Annotated in this window: 12 protein-coding genes; all 12 read left to right on the plus strand. The window is 35.7% G+C overall.

Annotated elements, in window-relative coordinates:
* Positions 1 to 262 precede the first annotated feature (262 nt).
* The 12 genes from HM990_RS17010 to HM990_RS17065 all read left to right on the plus strand — a co-directional run bounded on the left by HM990_RS17010 (position 263) and on the right by HM990_RS17065 (position 20172).
* Positions 263 to 3163 (plus strand): SusC/RagA family TonB-linked outer membrane protein, encoded by a 2901-nt coding sequence (locus HM990_RS17010; protein ID WP_178990679.1) that lies wholly within the window; start codon positions 263 to 265, stop codon positions 3161 to 3163.
* Positions 3164 to 3168: 5 nt separating this feature from the next.
* A complete protein-coding gene (locus tag HM990_RS17015; protein ID WP_229719302.1) occupies positions 3169 to 4809 on the plus strand; it encodes a RagB/SusD family nutrient uptake outer membrane protein in 1641 nt (546 codons plus the stop codon).
* A gap of 11 nt (positions 4810 to 4820) precedes the next feature.
* A complete protein-coding gene (locus HM990_RS17020; protein WP_178990680.1) occupies positions 4821 to 5951 on the plus strand; it encodes a SusE domain-containing protein in 1131 nt (376 codons plus the stop codon).
* Between the two features lie 11 nt (positions 5952 to 5962).
* Complete coding sequence (locus HM990_RS17025; protein WP_178990682.1) at positions 5963 to 7759, plus strand: SusE domain-containing protein; 1797 nt, start codon at positions 5963 to 5965, stop codon at positions 7757 to 7759.
* Between the two features lie 63 nt (positions 7760 to 7822).
* Complete coding sequence (locus HM990_RS17030) at positions 7823 to 10705, plus strand: alpha-amylase family glycosyl hydrolase (RefSeq protein ID WP_178990684.1); 2883 nt, start codon at positions 7823 to 7825, stop codon at positions 10703 to 10705.
* A gap of 183 nt (positions 10706 to 10888) precedes the next feature.
* Positions 10889 to 12010 (plus strand): glycoside hydrolase family 53 protein, encoded by a 1122-nt coding sequence (locus HM990_RS17035; protein ID WP_229719303.1) that lies wholly within the window; start codon positions 10889 to 10891, stop codon positions 12008 to 12010.
* A 242-nt stretch (positions 12011 to 12252) separates the two neighbouring features.
* Positions 12253 to 12774, plus strand: coding sequence for a 30S ribosomal protein S16 (locus HM990_RS17040; protein ID WP_178990688.1), 522 nt, complete (start codon positions 12253 to 12255; stop codon positions 12772 to 12774).
* A gap of 174 nt (positions 12775 to 12948) precedes the next feature.
* Entirely contained in the window at positions 12949 to 13476 is a 528-nt protein-coding gene (rimM, locus tag HM990_RS17045; RefSeq protein ID WP_178990690.1) for a ribosome maturation factor RimM, read from the plus strand.
* Positions 13477 to 13487: 11 nt separating this feature from the next.
* Positions 13488 to 14201, plus strand: a complete 714-nt coding sequence (locus HM990_RS17050) for a tRNA1(Val) (adenine(37)-N6)-methyltransferase (RefSeq protein ID WP_178990692.1) — start codon at positions 13488 to 13490, stop codon at positions 14199 to 14201.
* Positions 14202 to 14341: 140 nt separating this feature from the next.
* The gene (locus HM990_RS17055) at positions 14342 to 15373 is read left to right on the plus strand and encodes an AI-2E family transporter (RefSeq protein WP_178990694.1); all 1032 of its coding nucleotides are present in this window, start codon (positions 14342 to 14344) and stop codon (positions 15371 to 15373) included.
* A gap of 142 nt (positions 15374 to 15515) precedes the next feature.
* The gene (locus tag HM990_RS17060) at positions 15516 to 16694 is read left to right on the plus strand and encodes an acyl-CoA dehydrogenase family protein (RefSeq protein ID WP_178990696.1); all 1179 of its coding nucleotides are present in this window, start codon (positions 15516 to 15518) and stop codon (positions 16692 to 16694) included.
* A 127-nt stretch (positions 16695 to 16821) separates the two neighbouring features.
* The gene (locus HM990_RS17065; RefSeq protein WP_229719304.1) at positions 16822 to 20172 is read left to right on the plus strand and encodes a hypothetical protein; all 3351 of its coding nucleotides are present in this window, start codon (positions 16822 to 16824) and stop codon (positions 20170 to 20172) included.
* The last annotated feature ends 31 nt before the right edge of the window (positions 20173 to 20203 follow it).

The following is a 20203-nucleotide window of genomic DNA, read 5'->3' on the forward strand; positions in this document are numbered from 1 at the left end:
CTTAAAATCGGACGAAGATAAGTTAAAATTTAGTTTCGCTATTTCCGACTTGATAATTTTTCTATATATTTATTGAAAAAAGCTCAGTTTTTCATTATTTCACTACCAATCTTCATAAAATCGAAAAAGTTTTTAACACGAAAACGTTTTCGTGACTTTCGTCATGTAAATTAACATTCGAATCACATTAAATTTACATAGATTTATCCCGAGAAGTGAAAATATAAATCAATAAACTAAGTAATTAACTTAAAAACATTGTATGAAAACAGTTTTAAATGCTTTACTATTCTGTCTCATTATGCTACCAGCAACCTTGATGGCCCAGTCTACTGCCACAGGTACTGTTACAGATAAAGCAAATGCTATGCCTTTACCAGGTGTAAACGTTATTATTAAAGGTACTTCCAGAGGCGCCTCAACAGATTTTGATGGTAATTATTCCATAGAAATTAGTGAAGGTGAAATTCTTGTATTTTCTTATGTTGGCTATACCACGAAAGAGATTGAATTTACTGGGCAATCAACTATTGATGTTGCTATTGAAGAAGATGCTGCTCAATTGGATGAGGTGGTATTGATTGGTTATGGATCAACTACCAAACAAGATGCAACGGGTGCCGTTGAAAAAGTAGGTGATGAAGAATTTAACCGTGGTGCTATTGTAGCGCCTCAACAACTTATTTCAGGTAAAGCCGCTGGTGTGCGTGTTACATCAAATGGTGGTGCTGCAGGTGAAGGTGGTGAAATTAGAATTCGTGGTGGCGCTTCTTTATCAGCCACAAACGACCCTCTTATTGTTATTGATGGCTTGCCTATTGATCAAAGGGGAGGTGCTCAAGGAAGTGCAAATGCTTTGAATGCCATTAATCCAGCTGATATTGAGGACTTCGTTGTTCTTAAAGATGCCTCTGCAACGGCCATATATGGCTCAAGAGCCTCAAACGGTGTTATCTTAATTACAACTAAAAAAGGTTCTGTAAACCAGCCACTAAAAATTGAGTATGGTTTACAAGTGTCAACAAGGCGTGTTGCAAATACGGTTGATGTCTTAAGTGGCGAAGAGTATAGAGATTTAGCCTCTAATCCAAATTTTGATTCTACCACACTTGGAAACGCTAGTACTAACTGGCAGGATGAAATTTATTCCACTGGTGTTGGTGCAATCCATAACGTAACTGTATCTAAAGGTTTTGAAAATTCAAATTACCGCATCAATTTTAATCATGCTTCGCAAGAGGGTGCACTTGAGGATTTATATGAAAGAAATGGTTTGAATGTATCTTATGTACAAAGACTTTTGGACAATGATTTAAAACTAACTTTCGTTGGTAAAGCTATTCAAGATGAATATTCATATAAAAGAGATGCTGGTGCTATTGGTGCGGCAATCTCGTTTGATCCCACACAACCTGTTAGGGATGAGAATGGTGATTACACACAATATGGTACAAGTGCGAATTTAGCACCCGTGAATCCATTATTTTTACTAGAGAATTATGAAGATCGGCAAACGATTAAACGTGTTATATCTAACTTTAATATCGATTATAAGTTTTGGTTTTTAAAAGATTTAACGTTTAACTTAAACGCTGGTATAGATTACGCAGAAAATGATGGTTTCAAATTCATTGCAGCTAATCCAAACAATGCTGGAGGATTCCCTACTGATGAAGTCTCTAATGGTTTAAATAGAAACACGTCTTTAGATTTCTACTTAAATTATAAGAAAGATATCGAATCGATTAATACAAAAATCGATCTAACTGCAGGACATGCCTTTCAGGAGTTTTATATCGAAGGCTTTTTTGATAGAACTACAAATACAAACATCACGCAAACCGATATTAACCGAAATGCTTTAGAGTCTTATTTTGCAAGAGCGAGTTTTGATATTGCCGATAAATATTTAATTTCTGCAAGTTTCAGAAGAGACGGCTCTTCTCGTTTCAGTGAAGATAATCGTGTAGGTTATTTCCCGGGAGTTTCTGTGGGTTGGAAATTGATGAATGAGAGTTTTTTAGAGGATTCTTTCTTTTCTAATTTAAAACTTAGAGCTGGATGGGGAGTTACAGGCCAACAGGAAATAGGTTCTAATTACGGATACTTAGGAATTTATACGCCTTCTAGAAATAACGCTGCGAACATACAAATCGGTTCTACATCAACCGGTGAACCAATTTTTATCTCAACATTACGTCCTGAAGGGTTTGATGAGAATTTGAAATGGGAAGAAACCACACAATATAACGTGGCTTTAGATTTTGGCTTTTTCAACAATAGGCTTAATGGTACTATTGATGGTTATTATAGAGAGACCGAAGATTTATTATCTCGGGTTCCAGTACCTGCAGGAGCTAACCTAACAGATATACTCTTAACCAATGTAGGTGCTGTTACAAGTAGAGGTTTAGAGGTAAGTTTAAACGGTGTTATTTATCAAAAAGAAAATTTTGGATGGGATACTAATTTTAATATTACCCTTCAACAACAAGAAATTACATCTCTTAGTTTAAATGATGACCCTGATTATTTTATACCTACTGGCGGCATTAGTGGTGGTGTCGGAAATCAAATACAAATTTTCAAACCTGGTTATGACCCATCGACTTTCTTCGTTTTCCGTCAAGTTTATGATAGTGAAGGAAACCCTATCGAAGGTTCTTACGTAGATGTCAATGGAGATAATCAAATTACAGAAGCGGATAGACAACCTTATAAAAAAGCAACACCAGACGCATTTATTGGTTTCACAAATAATTTTAATTATAAAAAATTCGATTTGAATTTTACTTTTAGAGGTAGTTTTGGTAACTATGTTTACAATAATAGTGCTTCTGATCGTGGAAACATTAATGCAGTTGTAAATCAACCAGGTTATCAGGCTAATGCCCATGCCAACTATTTGGATACAGGCTTTACCAACCAAAATTTATTTTCGGATTATTATATCCAACGTGCCGATTTTGTAAGATTGGATAATGTCTCACTTGGTTATACTATTCCGTTTGAAAAAATCACCTTGAGAGCATCACTGACGGCATCGAATCTATTTGTAATCACAAAATACGATGGCTTAGATCCAGAAATTTCGAATGGAATTGAAAACAACTTTTATCCTAGAACAAGAGATGTTGTTTTAGGCTTAAACTTTACGTTCTAAAAAATATGAAAACTAAATATATAAATAACAAAGCTATGATGTTAAGAACAATTAAAGGTATTCTGGTTGTCTTTACCCTTGCGCTATTTGTGCAATCGTGTGAAGAACGACTAGACTTACAACCCGAAGACAGTCGTCTCACTGGCGAAGCAGCTTTTGAAGACCCAGACTCCTATCAGCAATTTTTAGCAAAGATTTATGCTGGAATTTCATTGAGTGGACAAGAAGGTCCTGCAGGATCAGCAGATTTACAAGGTCTAGATGAAGGATTTTCCAATTACTTAAGATTGTATTGGAAAATGCAAGAACTAACCACGGATGAAGCACTTATTGCTTGGAATGATGGTACCATACAAGACTTACATGCACAAGTTTGGACGTCTGGTAATGAATTTATCAGAACCATGTATAGCCGTTTGATGTATCAAGTGGCTTTAACCAATGAGTTTTTACGTCAAACTACCGACACCAAACTGGACGGAAGAGGCGTTACTGGTGATTTAAGAGCAGAAATCCAAACGTATAGAGCAGAAGTACGTTTTATGAGAGCCTTGACGTATTGGCATGCTTTAGACCTGTATGAGAATCCGCCGTTTATAACTGAAAATGATCCTGTTGGAGCATTCTTACCGCCTCAGATTCAAAGAGCAGATTTATTTAATTATGTAGAATCCGAACTATTGGAGATTTTAGATGATTTAGCAGAGCCAAATGCAGACCCTGTAGAATACTATGGCAGAGCAGATAGAGCTGCAGCTTGGATGCTATTGGCTAAATTATATCTTAATGCTGAAGTATATACTGGCACACCACGTTATACCGATGTTATTACTTACACAACTAATATTATAGGAGCAGGTTACTCAATTCCAAATATACCTTATTATTATTCCTTCTTAGCAGATAATAATACTAATGGTGCTCAAGATGAAGTAATATTTACAATACCTTACGATGGTCTGAGAACGCAAGTTTTTGGTGGGATGACCTTTTTAACCCATGCGCCTGTAGGTGGCGAAATGGACCCTACAAATTTTGGAATTAACGGCGGATGGGCTGGAGTAAGAACAACACCTACCTTTGTAGAGCAGTTTCCAGGTGAAGAAAATTCTGCAGATGGACGTGCCTTATTTTTTACAGAAGGTCAAACTAAAAATATCAGTTCGGTTTCAACATTTACTGATGGCTATGCTGTATCTAAATACAGAAATGTTGATGTGAGTGGAAATCCAGGATCAGATACATCAGGTGATCATACTGATATTGATTTTCCGATGTTTAGACTTGCCGATGTTTATTTAATGTATGCCGAAGCTGTTTTACAAGATGGCGGTGGTGATATGAATACTGCTGTCGGTTATATCAATGAACTTAGAGAACGTGCTTATGGAGATAATAGTGGTGATATAAGTGCCGCCGATATGGATTTAGATTTTATCCTTAGTGAACGTTCTAGAGAATTGTATTGGGAATGCCATAGAAGAACAGATTTAATACGATTCAATCAATTTTCAAGTAACGGAATTTGGCAATGGAAAGGTGGTGTGCAACAAGGAACCACCACTGAATCATTTAGAGATGTAATGCCCATACCTTCTACGGATTTAGGTATTAACACCAATTTAGAACAAAACACAGGATATTAAAAGACTATATTATGAAGTTTATAAAAAATATAAAATATGTTTTGCTGGCTTTAGGAGCGCTTACCTTCACTATGTCGTGTGAGGATGATCCTGAATTTTATGCAACTGAATCAACGCCTATTCTTTTAGAAGAATTGCCAATTTCTCAAATTGTTGTTGATGGTGGCAATTTGAGCAATCCGGCTATTACCTTTAATTGGAACAATGCTGATTATAATCAAGCCGTAGTAGAAAATTACACGGTACAATTTTCAAGTAATCAAGAATTTACAGAATCTTCAGACGTAGCGAGTGCTGTAGGTGTGAGCTCTATATCAATGTCGATGGCTGCATTAAACACTGCGACAAGTGCAATAGGTTTACCTCCATTACAAGAAAATACAGTATATGCGCGAGTAATTGCATCTTTAGGTGTTCAGGATGAATTGGCAGTTACCTCCAACATTATTAATTTTTTGGTAACCCCTTCATTTAGTTATGACTTTAATGACTATTATTTAGTTGGAAATGGTACTTCTGCAGATTGGAACAATAACAATGATAACCCACCATTGTTTAGAGATGTAGGAAATGAAAATCTTTACACCTATACTGGCTACTTTACCAAAGGTGGTGGAGGTAACGATGATGGAAGATTTAAAGTTTTAGAAGAAAGAGGACAATGGCAGCCACAATGGGGAACTGCAGCTGACGAAGGCAGTGACGACATTGTAGAATCTGGTGATATCGCGGGGAATCCTGGTACTCAGGATAGTGATCCTGGACGTTTCGGAGTTCCAGATAATGGCTATTATACGTTTACTATCAATTTTTCATCTAACACCTATACAACGGTTCCTTATGATGCTTCTGGCGCTACTGATTATACAAGTATAACGCTTCAAGGAAGTGCCGCTGGAACAGATACCGATTTTACACAATCCACATTTGATAGCCATTTATGGTATATCAATAGTATAAATCTTGGTTCTGGTGATGTTCAATTTACAACTAATACAGGAGCAACTTGGGGAGGAAGTACATCCTTTTCTGGTGTAGCTACTGAAGGTGGAGGACCAATTCCAGTGATTGTTCAAGATGACTATGAGGTTTGGTTTAACGACTTAACTGGAGATTATATAATGATCCCACTTAACTTATAAAAAGAAACACTATGAAAATTAATAAAATCACTACGCTTATACTAAGTTTATTCCTGGTTTTTACAGCGTGCGATACTGACGACGGTCTCGTACTTACAGAGCCAGATGCTTCATTTAAACTTTTAGAACCTACGGCTTCTAATATCAATTTAAATTACAATTTGCCTAATAATCCGGCATTTACAATTGTATGGGAAGATCAGTTATCTTCCGGAGATAGCTATATGATCGAATTATCATCAGATAGCGAATTTGATTCATCTACGGTAATTGGTTCTTCTACTACAGATAGTTTTACGATGTCAGTAGCTGAATTCAATAATATTGTCTTAGGTGCAGGAGGTGATGCCTTTGAACCTTTTGCAGTATATATAAGAGTAACTGCAGGAGCCAACTCTTCTAATAGTGTTAGCTTTAGCGTTTCTTCGTATTCAGAAGCTCCACCGGTAATTACAAGTCCTGATAATACATTTGAACTTGTGCTGCTCGAAACTACTCCAGAAGAAGAAGCCATTGCAATTTCTTGGGATGATCCAGACTTTGGAGCTAATAGCTCTGTAACTGTTAATTACGAAGTGCAATTTGCACAAGCAGGAACAGATTTTGCTAGTGCCATAACAGAAAGTACTGACGGCATGTCATTTTCTAGTTCTCATGAAGCTTTTAACGAGCTTGTTTTGAATGCTGGTCTAACTGCAGAAGAAGCAGGAAGTTTAGATATTAGAGTTAAAGCAACCATAGAAATGACTGCAGGAAATATGGAACGCTTCTCTGATGTTGTTACCATTACCGCTACGCCTTTCAGTGTAGAACTAGCTCCAATATTATACGTAGTTGGTGCTGGTGCTGTAGATGCAGGCTGGGATTGGACAACTCCTGTTGAGTTACCTTTACAAGGTAATACCTATTCGGGAAATATTAATTTAATTAACGATGCATTTCGATTCTTTACCGTAGCATCAGATTGGGATTCAGGTTTGAACTACCCTTACTACGAAGCCGTTGGATATACAATTGACACCGAATTAGTTAATGCCATGGATGGTGACAGCAACTTCCAATTTACTGGAACACCAGGACAATATTTTATACAAATTAATACAGCGGATAAAACGATTACATTAGGACCTCCAGTTGTTGGTCCAAATTGTAATTTTGATCAACTATGGCTAGTTGGCGCTGGTATTGTTGATGCCGGATGGGCATGGGATACTCCAGTAGCATTACCTTGTACAGGTAATGGAACCTACTCAGGAAATGTTGCTTTGACAAATGATGCTTTCAGATTCTTCTCAGTTAATAATGATTGGGATACTGGAACTAATTATCCAACATACGAAGGAAATGGTTATACTATTGATAGCAACTTTAATAATGCTATGGATGGTGATAGTAATTTCTATTTCAATGGTACACCAGGAACTTATTTCTTGACTGTAGATGATATCAACAAAACAATAACTCTAGGTCCAGAAGAGCTAGAATGCGAATTTGAACAACTATGGTTAGTAGGTGCAGGTGTTGTTGATGCTGGTTGGGCTTGGGATACTCCTGTGGCTTTACCTTGTACTGGAGCAGGAATTTATTCTGGGCAAGTCGCATTAACTAATGATGCCTTTAGATTCTTTTCAGTAAATAGTGATTGGGATTCAGGAACAAATTATCCAACTTATGAAGGCAATGGCTATACTATTGATTCAGATTTAATTAATGCCATGGATGGCGATAGTAATTTCTATTTTGATGGTACACCAGGAACTTATACACTTACAGTTGATACTGGAAACTTAACAATTACTGTTGAGTAAATTTTAATATACTAAAAAAAGCTATGCGTTACGCATGGCTTTTTTTTTAAAAACAAAATAGCTATGAAAAAAATTTTATGCTTTTTAATAACTCTAATTTCCATAAATGCATTTGCCCAAGTTTCTTTGAGTGTTGGTGCTATTGAAGTAGATGAACCTGTTACAATTACAGTGGATACTAATAGTTCAGCCACTAATTGTAATGGATTTAATAATCCTACCAAAGTATACATGCATTCAGGAATCGGTGATAACTCTGATGCTTTCGGCTTTAATGTTATCGGTAATTGGGGACAGGATGATGGTGTCGGTGAAATGACTAATAATGGAGACGGTACATTTAGTATCACAATTACGCCACAAACCTATTACGGTATTACTCAAGCGCAAGCAGATGCCGCAACTCAAATAGGTATGGTGTTTAGAAATGCTGACGGCTCTCAAGAATTTAAAGACGATGGTTGTCTCGATTTTATTTTTCCTATTGGAAGCGTTATTATCAATTTAACACAACCTTCTAGTGATGTAGTTGTAGTAAATTCTGGCAGCAATCTTTCGGTAAGTGCCACAATTATTTTCCAAGGCTCTTCAACAGTTCAAGGCAGTTTTGAGATTTTTTACAACGATGTATCTATAGCAACTGGATCTTGTGGTTTTCCTGCATGTAACTCAACCATTTCAAATATTACAGAAAGCGGTACCGTTAAATTTGTAGGCACACCTCCCGGATCAACAGAAACAGGAGAAGTTAGTTTTGATGTTGTTGTAGCACCAACTGTTATTGAAGCAGTACTACCTGCAAACGTAGTTGATGGTATTAATTATCATGCAGATGCTACTAAAGCGACATTAGTTTTAACAGCTCCAGGAAAAGAATTTATACAAGTTGCAGGAAGTTGGAACAACTATACGCCATCAAATACAGATGTGATGAAACGTGATCCATCCACAGGTAAATATTGGTTGGAAATATCAGGATTAACTTCAGGTGCAATTGAAACATATCAATATTGGGTATTCGACACCAATCCTATTTCAAATTCTCCTTCATTGGTAAAAACTGCAGATCCTTTTTCAACCCTTGTTTTATCACCGTTTGATGACCCTTTCATTCCTGCAAGCTCTTATCCTAACCTACCAACGTATCCTGATGGTCAAGATCGTGAAGTTACTGTTTTACAAACCGGACAAACGCCTTATAATTGGCAGGTTGCCAATTTTAACGCACCGAAAAAAGAAGATTTAGTTGTTTATGAAGTTCTTGTAAGGGATTTTGATGCGGATCGCAATTATCAAGATTTAATTGATAGAATCGACTATTTTAAAAACCTAAATGTTAATGCCATTCAATTGATGCCAATTATGGAATTTGATGGTAATGAGACTTGGGGATACAATACGTCTTTTCATATGGCATTAGATAAATTTTATGGTACTCCAGATAAATTTAAAGAATTGGTTGATGTATGTCATCAAAATGGTATTGCTGTCATTTTGGATATAGCACTAAACCATGCCACTGGTAGAAATCCATTAGTAAGAATGTGGATGGACGATCCTGATGATGACGGTTGGGGAGGACCTTCTACAGAAAATCCATATTTTAATACCGAAGCTCAGCATGCATACAGTGTTTTCAACGATTTTAATCATCAAAGTACGTTGACCAAAGATTACACAAAACGCGTCATCTCTCAATGGATTGAAGCCTACAAAATCGACGGTTTCCGATGGGATTTAACCAAAGGATTCACACAAAATTGTGGACCAGGATCTGCTGGAGGTTGTACGGATACATATCAGGCAGATCGCGTGCAGGTTTTAAAAGAATATGCCGATCATTCATGGAATATAGATGAGAACCATTATGTTATTTTTGAGCATTTAGGAACAGATAATGAAGAGCGTGAATGGGCAAATTATCGTCTTGGAGATGCCAACCCTAAAGGTATTATGATGTGGGGTAAAATGACAGGTGAATATACTGATTTACTCCAGGGCTTTAGTAGTAGTATTAACCGGATGGGACATGAAAGTCGCGGTTATAATGCTCCTCGACTAATGGGATATCCAGAAAGTCATGATGAAGAACGCGTAATGTATGAGGCTGTTGAATTTGGTAACAACTCAAATGGGTCACACAATGTCAGAGATTTAAGTATCGCATTATCAAGAATGTCTGCACTAGGCGCCGTAAGTTTAACTATTCCAGGACCAAAAATGATATGGCACTTTGCTGATTTAGGCATGGATAATTCAATTTTTACATGTTCAGACGGTAGTTATAATAATGATGGCTGTAAGCTTTCGACTAAACCGCAACCGCAATGGGATAATAACTGGTTAAATGATGCTTTAAGAAGTCAGATTTACAGTGATTGGGCAAAACTAAACAAATTAAAAATTGAAGAACCTGTCTTTGAAGGCGATTATGCAATTACCTCAGGAGGTTTAACTCCTAGGATAGATGTCTTCGATAATTCTATACCAACTTCAGAATTGAAAAATGTGATCATTTTTGCCAATTTTGATGTGACTGCCCAAACGGTTAACACTAATTTTCCAGCTGGCGTAACTACAACTTGGTATGACCTCATGGATGCCACAGGGAACACTACACTAAGTAATTCTGCGAGTACTATTTCTATTCCAGCTGGTCAGTTCAGGATTTTTGGAAACAAAGCATCTACAGTTTTAAGTGTTGATGACGAAGCTTTATTTGGGTTTAACATCTATCCAAATCCTTCTTCCATATCCTTTAGTATAAATGTCAATGTTTCAAATGTTGAAGTTTACGATTTAACAGGAAAACTGGTAAAATCGTTTAAAGGCTCATTTACAAGAACAGATACTTTTGATATTTCATCTTTAAATTCTGGCATGTATATGGTCAAAGTCCAAAACGATACTAATCAAACGATGACAACAAAATTAGTCAAGCTCTAATTATTAAGTGTTATTTGAGCATAAAAGAGCTTCTCAATTGAGAAGCTCTTTTTATATATTTAATGCAAATTTCTAATTTTACTTAAATTGACTCTATTTTCTTGTCCTATTTATTACTTGACACAAGATTTCTAATAAAAAATCATGGTGAGCACCAAATCAGCATTTCGAAAAATCAATAAAATGTTATTGCTAATATTCATTTTATGTAGTTTTTCTTGTAATAATAATGATTCAATTGATATTTCGGTTCTGGATGAACCACCTATCTCATTTTATTATGGTTCTGATTTATCGTACGTTAACGAAATGGAAGATTGCGGAGCTACCTACAAAAATAGTAACGGCATCGTTCAAGATCCATATGAGATTTTTAAAAATGAAGGGGCTAACTTAGTCCGTCTAAGATTATGGCATAGCCCAACATGGACTGATTATTCTAATCTTCTAGATGTAAAACAGTCTATTCAGCGTGCTAAAGATCAAGGTATGCATGTACTTTTAGATTTTCATTATTCAGACACTTGGGCAGATCCTTCAAAACAACAAATACCTGCAGCATGGATTAATATTATTGATGATACCCAAACTTTAGGAAATGCGCTTTACAATTATACCTATACTACCTTGTTAGAATTAGCCAATGAAAATTTACTGCCCAACATTGTACAAGTGGGCAATGAAATTAACCCAATGATTCTTCAGGATGGAGATTTAGAATGGCCAATTGATTGGGTTCGGAATTCGCACTTAATAAATAAAGGCATTGACGCCGTAAGGACTATTGCTGAAGATCAAAATGAAACGATTGAGGTAATGCTTCATATCGCACAACCCGAAAATGGTCTGTGGTGGTTTGAACAAGCTACAGATAATGGCGTTATAGATTTTGATTGGATAGGGTTGTCCTACTACCCTATCTGGTCAGATTACGATTTAAACGAGGTACAATCACCACTTTCAACTCTTATTAATACTTACAATAAGAAATTGATGATTGTTGAAACTGCCTATCCATTTACTTTAGACAATGCTGATAGCGCCAATAATATTTTAGGATCTGATGCTCTGGTCAATGACTATCCTGCTTCTCAACAAGGTCAGTTAGATTATCTCAACAAACTGAAATCAATTATAAAAAATGCAGGTGGACAAGGTTTAGTATACTGGGAGCCGGCTTGGGTTTCTACCAATTGTTATACTTTATGGGCACAAGGATCACATTGGGATAATGCCACACTATTTGACCAAAACAACAAAGCCACACTAGGAATGGCATTTTATAATGCGTCTTTTAATGACTGAAAAGTGTTTGATAATTGAAATGATTTAAACTTTTTTTAGAATTGGAAGCTAAAACTAGATATACTAAAGCACATCTTTTTAAATAACTTTAAAACCAATAAAAAACAGCATTAAAATAAAGGCTAAAATGAGATCTAAATTAAAATTAATTAGTACCTTTGCGCCCGCCTGAGCGACATAATTTTAATGTCGGGCTGGCTCTCATTAATAACAGAGGTCGAGAACCTCACTAATTAATTATTATGCCTGTAAAAATTAGATTACAAAGACACGGTAAAAAAGGAAAACCTTATTACTGGATCGTAGCAGCGGATTCGCGCGCTAAAAGAGATGGTAAATACTTAGAAAAACTAGGTGCTTACAATCCAAACACCAATCCTGCAACTATCGAATTAGATGTTGACGGAGCTGTAACATGGTTACAAAACGGTGCACAACCAACCGACACTGCAAAAGCAATTTTATCTTATAAAGGAGCAATGCTAAAAAATCATTTAGCTGGTGGCGTAAGAAAAGGGGCTTTGACTGAAGAGCAAGCCGAAGAAAAATTCAACGCATGGTTGGAAGAGAAAGCAACTAAGATTGAAGCTAAATCTGAAGGTTTGTCTAAAGCAGATGCTGATGCAAAAGCTAAAGCACATGAAGCTGAAAAAGCTGTAAATGAAGCACGTATTGCTGCAGCAGCTCCAGTTGTTGAAGAAGAAGTTGCTGAAGAAGCTGAGGCTACAACAGAAGATGCAAAAGCGTCTAGCGAAGAAGAATAAAGAAATTATTTTTTATACTTTTAAACCCTGACCTGTATCGTCAGGGTTTTTTTATTACATAAAATGAATATAAGGTTTTATGTAATAATCCTCATACAAATGAGGCTCTCAAAATATTTATACATAACACTAAGAGGTCCTGAATCAAGTTCAGGATGACAAATAAAATTTGTCATGAAAAAAGAAGAATGTTTTTATTTAGGTAAAATCGTAAAAAAATACAGCTTTAAAGGTGAACTTTTAGCAAAACTAGATACTGATGAACCTGATCTGTACGATGGCCTAGATGCTATTTTTATAGATCTTAGAGGGAATTTAGTACCTTTCTTTATTGAATCCTCTCAATTACATAAGTCAAATTTACTCCGTTTAAAATTTGAAGACGTTAATACGGAAGCTGATGCAGATGCTTTAATAAAGACCGAATTGTATTTACCCTTAGATTTATTGCCCAAATTAGACGGTAATAAATTTTATTTCCATGAAGTTATAGGTTTTACCATAAAAGACAAAAATTATGGTAAAGTTGGTGTTTTAAAAGGCATCAACGATTCTACTGCACAAGCGTTATTTGAAATTGATAGAAATGGTATTGAAATTCTTATTCCTATGAATGATGAATTTATAGTTAAAGTAGATCGAAAAAATAAAACCATCGAGGTAGATACTCCTGAAGGGTTGATTGATCTTTATATTGAATAAATCCTAACTTTTTGTCAAAGCCATTTCAATTCAAACAATTCACAGTCAACCAAGACCGTTGTGCCATGAAAATTGGTACAGACGGCGTTTTACTCGGTGCTTGGACTTCTATAGCGAATAATCCATTTTCAGTTTTAGATATTGGTGCAGGAACTGGTGTTTTATCTTTAATGATTGCTCAGCGAAGTAAAGCAGAGACTATTGAAGCCATTGAAATTGACGATGATGCCTTTGAACAATGCTCCGAAAATTTTGAAAACTCGGATTGGGCGGATCGTCTGTTTTGTTATCATGCGTCTTTATTGGAATTTGTTGAAGAAATTGAAGATAAATATGACCTCATCATTTGTAATCCGCCTTTTTATACCGAAGATTACAAAACAGATAGCAAAGCGAGAGATTTAGCACGATTTAATGATGCCATGCCTTTTGAACATTTAATTTATGCAGTGGTAAATTTATTATCGGACACTGGATTATTCGCTGTGGTCATTCCATATAAAGCGGAAGACAACTTTGTAAATTTAACTTCAAAAGTAGATTTATACCCTAAACGCATACTGCGTGTAAAAGGACATCCAAATTCAGAAATTAAACGAAGTTTGTTGGAGTTCTCGTTTGAAGAAACTGAAATTGAAACTTCCGAGCTAGTCATAGAAAGTGCCCGACATCAATATACAGAGGCTTACATTAATTTGACTCAAGAATTTTATCTTAAAATGTAGACAATAAACACTTTTTATTCAACTCTTCTTGCACTTTAAAGGGACTCAATAGCAATAATTACTATAAAATTTGATTTAAAATCTCAGGTTTTACTGAATTTTCCAGTAATTTTATACTGAACACGTTTAAACCAAATGCTTTGAACACTCCAAAAATAAATGTTTCAGCTACTCATTTCATTAAGGCACTTTTAATTACAGGATGTATTCTAACCCTGATATACTTTGGTCAAAGCTTAATTATGCCCTTGTTGGTTGCTGCAATTATTGCTATTTTACTTGATATTTCCGTGAAGAAACTCAGTACATTTGGATTACCTAAATGGCTTTCCATTACAGTATCGGTTTTATTGATGCTCATTGTTTTTTTTCTACTTTTTTGGTTGATAAGTTCGCAAATCAATAACATGGCAGATGACTGGCCTGTTATCAAAGAAAAAGCAACGGAAAAATTAAATACCTTATCCCAATGGGCAAATAACACATTGAGGTGGGATTATAAAGATTATATTGAAAACAATAAAAAACTGGTTCAAAAAGCTGAAGTATTTGCTAGTTCTTTTCTATCATCCTTAATGAATCTACTATCACAATCGTTTATTGTTTTTATTTATATTATCTTGTTTTTGATTCAAAAGAAGCAATTCCTCAATTTTTTCAGAAAACTTTTTTCCAATAATGAAGCGATAGACTCCCTTTTAATGAATGCAGCCAAGATTGTCAAAGGTTATTTTCTCGGAAAAGGTAAAATTATGCTATTTCTCTTTGGAATTTACTATCTCGGATTTACTATTGGATCGGTACCTTACGCTTTATTTTTAGCGCTATTTGCGGCACTCTTTTCCATCATTCCTTATTTGGGTAATTTCATTGGCGGCGGAGTCGCAGTGATACTTTCCTTTTTATATGCAGGTCAAACACCAGCTCTCATCGTAATTGGCGTTGTAAGTGCAGCACAATTGATAGAAAACTATTTACTAACGCCTTGGATTATTGGTGACGAAATAAACCTAAATCCATTTATCACAATTTTTGGGGTCATTTTGTTTTCTGCACTATGGGGAATAGTAGGCGCAGTTATTTCATTACCACTAATAGGCGTATTAAAAGTGATTTTTGATCATACCAAAGGAATGGAAGCCTATGCCTATATATTAAATAAAGAGGATTGACTTTTTTAAGCTGAAGATGAAAAGGCCCGTTTTTCTATCAATTTCAATGTTCTTTAGGCACATCAAATCCTATGAAAATTACAATTTAAATTGTTCGCTGAAAACGTTTTCGTTACTTTTGCTTTCATAAATTAAACAACACATGAAACCAGATTTATTCGAAGCACCAGATTATTATAACCTTGACGAACTATTGACTGATGAGCACAAATTAGTGCGCGATGCTGCAAGAGAATGGGTGAAGCGTGATGTGTCGCCAATTATAGAAGAAGCAGCTCAAAAAGCAGAATTTCCAAAGTCAATTATTGGAGGTTTGGCAGAAATCGGCGCTTTTGGTCCTTACATTCCAGAAGAATATGGTGGCGCAGGTTTAGATCAAATTTCTTATGGTCTAATAATGCAAGAAATTGAGCGTGGAGATTCTGGCGTACGCAGTACGGCTTCGGTTCAATCCTCGTTAGTAATGTATCCGATTTGGAAATATGGAAACGAAGCTCAACGTCAAAAATACTTGCCAAAATTAGCTTCTGGAGAGTGGATGGGTTCTTTTGGGTTAACAGAGCCTGACCATGGTTCTAATCCTGGTGGTATGACAACCAACTTTAAAGATATGGGTGACCATTATTTATTGAATGGCGCCAAAATGTGGATTAGCAATTCACCTTTTTGTCAAATCGCTGTGGTTTGGGCTAAGGATGAAAGTGGACGAATTCATGGACTAATAGTAGAACGTGGAATGGAAGGGTTTTCTACTCCAGAAACACACAATAAATGGTCTTTACGCGCCTCGTCAACAGGTGAGCTAATTTTTGATAACGTCAAAGTGCCCAAAGAAAATTTATTACCAAACAAATCGGGATTAGGTGCACCTTTAGGATGTTTAGATTCGGCTCGTTTTGGAATTGCTTGGGGAGCGATTGGTGCTGCTATGGATTGTTACGATACGGCTTTACGTTATAGTAAAGAACGTATGCAGTTTGGGAAGCCTATTGGACAATTTCAATTGCAGCAAAAAAAGTTAGCTGAAATGATTACCGAAATCACCAAAGCACAATTATTAGCTTGGAGACTCGGAGTTATGAGAGAAGCAGGAACTGCATCCTCAGCGCAAATCTCAATGGCAAAACGTAACAATGTGGACATGGCTATTACTATTGCTCGAGAAGCCAGACAAATGCTTGGTGGTATGGGAATTACCGGAGAATATTCGATTATGCGTCACTCCATGAATTTGGAAAGTGTAATTACTTATGAAGGGACTCATGATATTCATTTGCTCATCACAGGTCTTGATATTACAGGTTTAAACGCTTTTAAATAATTATTTTAACTCAATCGTTTTCTTAATAAATTATTGAAATACTGACATTTGACAGGTTTTTTTTGTCTTATGAGACTTATTTTTGCCTTCTAATCAAAATATGCAACCACTTATTTAGTTTAATATCATGGCAGGGACAAGACAAGAACTTATTCAATTTATTAACTTACAATTAGCGTCTATAGGACAACCCATTTATAAAGATACAGAGGATAGTAAAGATAAATTTTACGACCCTAAATTTGAAGCTCTCACAAATGGTTTAATTAGAAGTATTCGAGAGAAATCAAGACTTTTAGCGAGTCATCATTGTCCTGCGGATTCAAGAATTCAAAATTTTATAGACGATTATTTGAAAGATGTAAGCATCGATAAATCGTATGTAATTCCAAATAATACGTTGATACTTTCACGAAAAGGACAAGCTAGAGAAGCTAGTTTACCGCCAAATGGCAATTCCTTCGAAAGCGATTTGGTCACCTCAAAACGTCTTAAACAAGGGATTTTAAACAATCCTTTACACGATAAAAGAACCACCAAGGGCACGTTCCATATCGTAGAAGGACCTCTTCCTGTGCCATTAGACAAAAAAGAAGTTCCTCGAGTTGTTTTAGCTCACTTTTTGCATGCGGCTTTCAATCCATCAGAGGACTTAAAAACATTACCTTTTACATCCCATCAAGCTGAGAAAGCTCAAACTATGGTCTCTATGCTCTTGAGACCTGTTGTGTGTCCAGAAGTAAAAGGTGTTCTTAAGGAAAAATCATTGGAAATTCGCTTTTTTGCTCCAGGTACTTTAGTGAGTAATCTCGATTTTGTTGAATCTATTTTCGGCAACGCTGGCGATCCTAACTTAGCACATAATGATGCGGCTTTAGATCCAGAACACTGGACAGGCCATACCGGCTGTATCATTCTTGCACCTCAATTATTAAAGCTGAAAAAGAAAGATGTAGGTCTTCCGCATTATGACGATGCTACTGAGCGTCAGAGAAAAGACGGTATGTGCTGGCAACAGGAACATGAACTTTATAATGAAGGTAGTGCGTTTAAAATTACCTGTAGAGATGAGCGAGGTGTTGTGGTAACACTAATTGCAGATAACTACTATGGCTATTCTAAAAAAGAAATAAAAACCCAAATTAGTTATTCTGCAAACCTTTTTGGTCTCGCAGAAGAAGAACATGCTGGTGGAGCGATAGCCTATGCCAGACGTGTTATGGGAGAAACCGTAAATTGCGAAGACTACTCTATTTATTATGGACTAGACCACACTTTTGAAGAGGTTAAAACCTTAATAGGTGACAGAATTGATGTAAAACCTGAAAATTATGCGATAGATAAAAATTATCCCAATATCGTATATATTCCTGAATCATCTTATTTTAATACGGCTACAAATAGTATCACTTGGAACTATAAAGGCCAAGAGCAACAATTAACTATTTCGCCTTTTAAGACTTATATTCATCCTTCTGGCAATAAGTTGAGACTAGAAAAACATAAGTCCATCGATTTATGGCGTTTTATAGAAACTTATCCTGAAGGTGTCTTTTGCCACAAGCCTTGTACCGTTTCTGGTGGTGGTAAATCGGAGATTTCTAAATCCATGCAAAATGCCATTACCTATAGCGCATTTAATATTCATAATATTGATGAAGATTTTAAGAAAGCCGATGAAATTATTGAATTCGATTATTCAACACGATGGAAAGTTAAAGATCCTAATAGACCAAAATCGAGATCATTCTTAAGTGAAAAACGAACTTTGGGTTCTGTGGTGAAATTGTTAACACCAAATGATGAGAATTCTGATGAATTCAATGAATTTTTAAATAACATTCCTGTTCATATTCGTTCTTTAGTCTTATTTGTAAAGCGTTTATTCAGACAAGCACATGGCGCCAATCTTAATTGGAAAGATATGATGTCTGTAGAGTTTATCAATGGTGTAAAAGGAACCTCTTTAATGTACAACCATACACCTGTTGTAGGTAGTTATGTTCGTATTGGTTTCAATCAAGATGGCAATTGGATGCTTAATAAATTACGTTCAGATTTTGCTGCTTCTGAAAAGATTCAGACCGAAGATGATATTACGGCATCGATAACCCTTCCAAAAGAACGCTTTAAAAATCTAAATCCAGAATACCCTAATCAAAGTGTCAAAGTTTTAACCAATTGTGAAGCGCATTTATTTCAACGACCAGATGAAGCTATTGTAAGAGGTTATGATAAATTGGCTGAATTGGATATTGTTACTGACGGTAGATTTTTAACTAATTATGAAATGTTAAATAAAGCCGATGCTATTGCCATTTATGAAGACACCATAAATTACGATAAATATACCCAACCCGTTAAAGATTTTATAAAGGAAATCATCGATTCTGATGAAGATGACATACAATTTGTTTTACCATCCCATCCAAGAATTGTGGATGGTGAACCTACTAAAAACCCACGGTATTTAGAACCAAATCAAGTTTATACTGAAACTGAAGCCACTTATATTTCGGATATTGGTGTGCGTTTATGTAGAAGAATTAAACCTGAAGACCCAGTTATCCACGTTGTAAATGCGGTATTACCAGGCCGAAGAAATAACCCAGCAGAAAGAGAAGTTGGTATTAGACCACTAGCAGTTTACAATCCAATCCATTACCAAGAAACTCCAGAGTTGTTTATGGACTTTATTTGTAGCTTAACAGGTAAATCACCATCAACCACAGGAGCAGGATCTGAGGGTGCGTTAACCAAAGCACCATTTAATATGTTGACACCAACCACAGATTTAAATAACGCTTTATTATCTCATATCTTAACAGAGTCTAACGGATTTAGTACAGCAGCAGGCTATGTTGGTGCAGAAAATAAAATAGACCATGATGTGAGTTTATTAATCCCAGAGATTTGGGCGAGAATGGCTCCAGAAGATAGAGATCCTAAAAATTTAATCTCCAATGGTTCTTTAGAAAAACTTGAAGATTTTGAGCATAATGGTGAAAAAATATTAGCTAGCCGTTTAGGCTATAGAATCACTAAAACATTCTCTTTATTATGTCTAAATAGATTGTTTGATGAGCCTACAGCTGTATTTAATGAGCGCATGCTGAAACCAGAATTACAAAATTTAGATGATTTTGTAGATGGTATTAAAAATATCACTGAAGCGCAACAAAAAGTCGCTTTAAATTATTTTGAAGATGGTAGTATAGAAGCTGCTATTCCACCTTTAAAAATTCTATTACATATTATGGCCTATGGACATTATGAAGGTAAAGACATTAGCGACCTAGAATTAAGAACCTATTTCAACAGAAATTATGTCATTAATTCAGATTGGTACAAAGAAAGACTAACGTTGAAACAACAAAAGGACATTGAATATTACGGTTCTCAGATAGCGTATTTAGAATCATTTATTAAGAGTCCTCAAAATGACATTTTGGTTGAAGAACTTCAATTAAATACGTGATTAGAGAATACCAAAAAATTATATAACGAAG

The organism is Winogradskyella schleiferi, assembly GCF_013394655.1.
GTDB classification, from domain to species: Bacteria; Bacteroidota; Bacteroidia; order Flavobacteriales; family Flavobacteriaceae; genus Winogradskyella; species Winogradskyella schleiferi.

Excerpts from the sequence above, each read along its gene's own strand:
- HM990_RS17010 (WP_178990679.1), top strand. The coding sequence starts at position 263 with ATGAAAACAGTTTTAAATGCTTTACTATTCTGTCTCATTATGCTACCA.
- HM990_RS17015 (WP_229719302.1), top strand. The coding sequence starts at position 3,169 with ATGAAAACTAAATATATAAATAACAAAGCTATGATGTTAAGAACAATT.
- HM990_RS17020 (WP_178990680.1), top strand. The coding sequence starts at position 4,821 with ATGAAGTTTATAAAAAATATAAAATATGTTTTGCTGGCTTTAGGAGCG.
- HM990_RS17025 (WP_178990682.1), top strand. The coding sequence starts at position 5,963 with ATGAAAATTAATAAAATCACTACGCTTATACTAAGTTTATTCCTGGTT.
- HM990_RS17030 (WP_178990684.1), top strand. The coding sequence starts at position 7,823 with ATGAAAAAAATTTTATGCTTTTTAATAACTCTAATTTCCATAAATGCA.
- HM990_RS17035 (WP_229719303.1), top strand. The coding sequence starts at position 10,889 with ATGTTATTGCTAATATTCATTTTATGTAGTTTTTCTTGTAATAATAAT.
- HM990_RS17040 (WP_178990688.1), top strand. The coding sequence starts at position 12,253 with ATGCCTGTAAAAATTAGATTACAAAGACACGGTAAAAAAGGAAAACCT.
- rimM (WP_178990690.1), top strand. The coding sequence starts at position 12,949 with ATGAAAAAAGAAGAATGTTTTTATTTAGGTAAAATCGTAAAAAAATAC.
- HM990_RS17060 (WP_178990696.1), top strand. The coding sequence starts at position 15,516 with ATGAAACCAGATTTATTCGAAGCACCAGATTATTATAACCTTGACGAA.
- HM990_RS17065 (WP_229719304.1), top strand. The coding sequence starts at position 16,822 with ATGGCAGGGACAAGACAAGAACTTATTCAATTTATTAACTTACAATTA.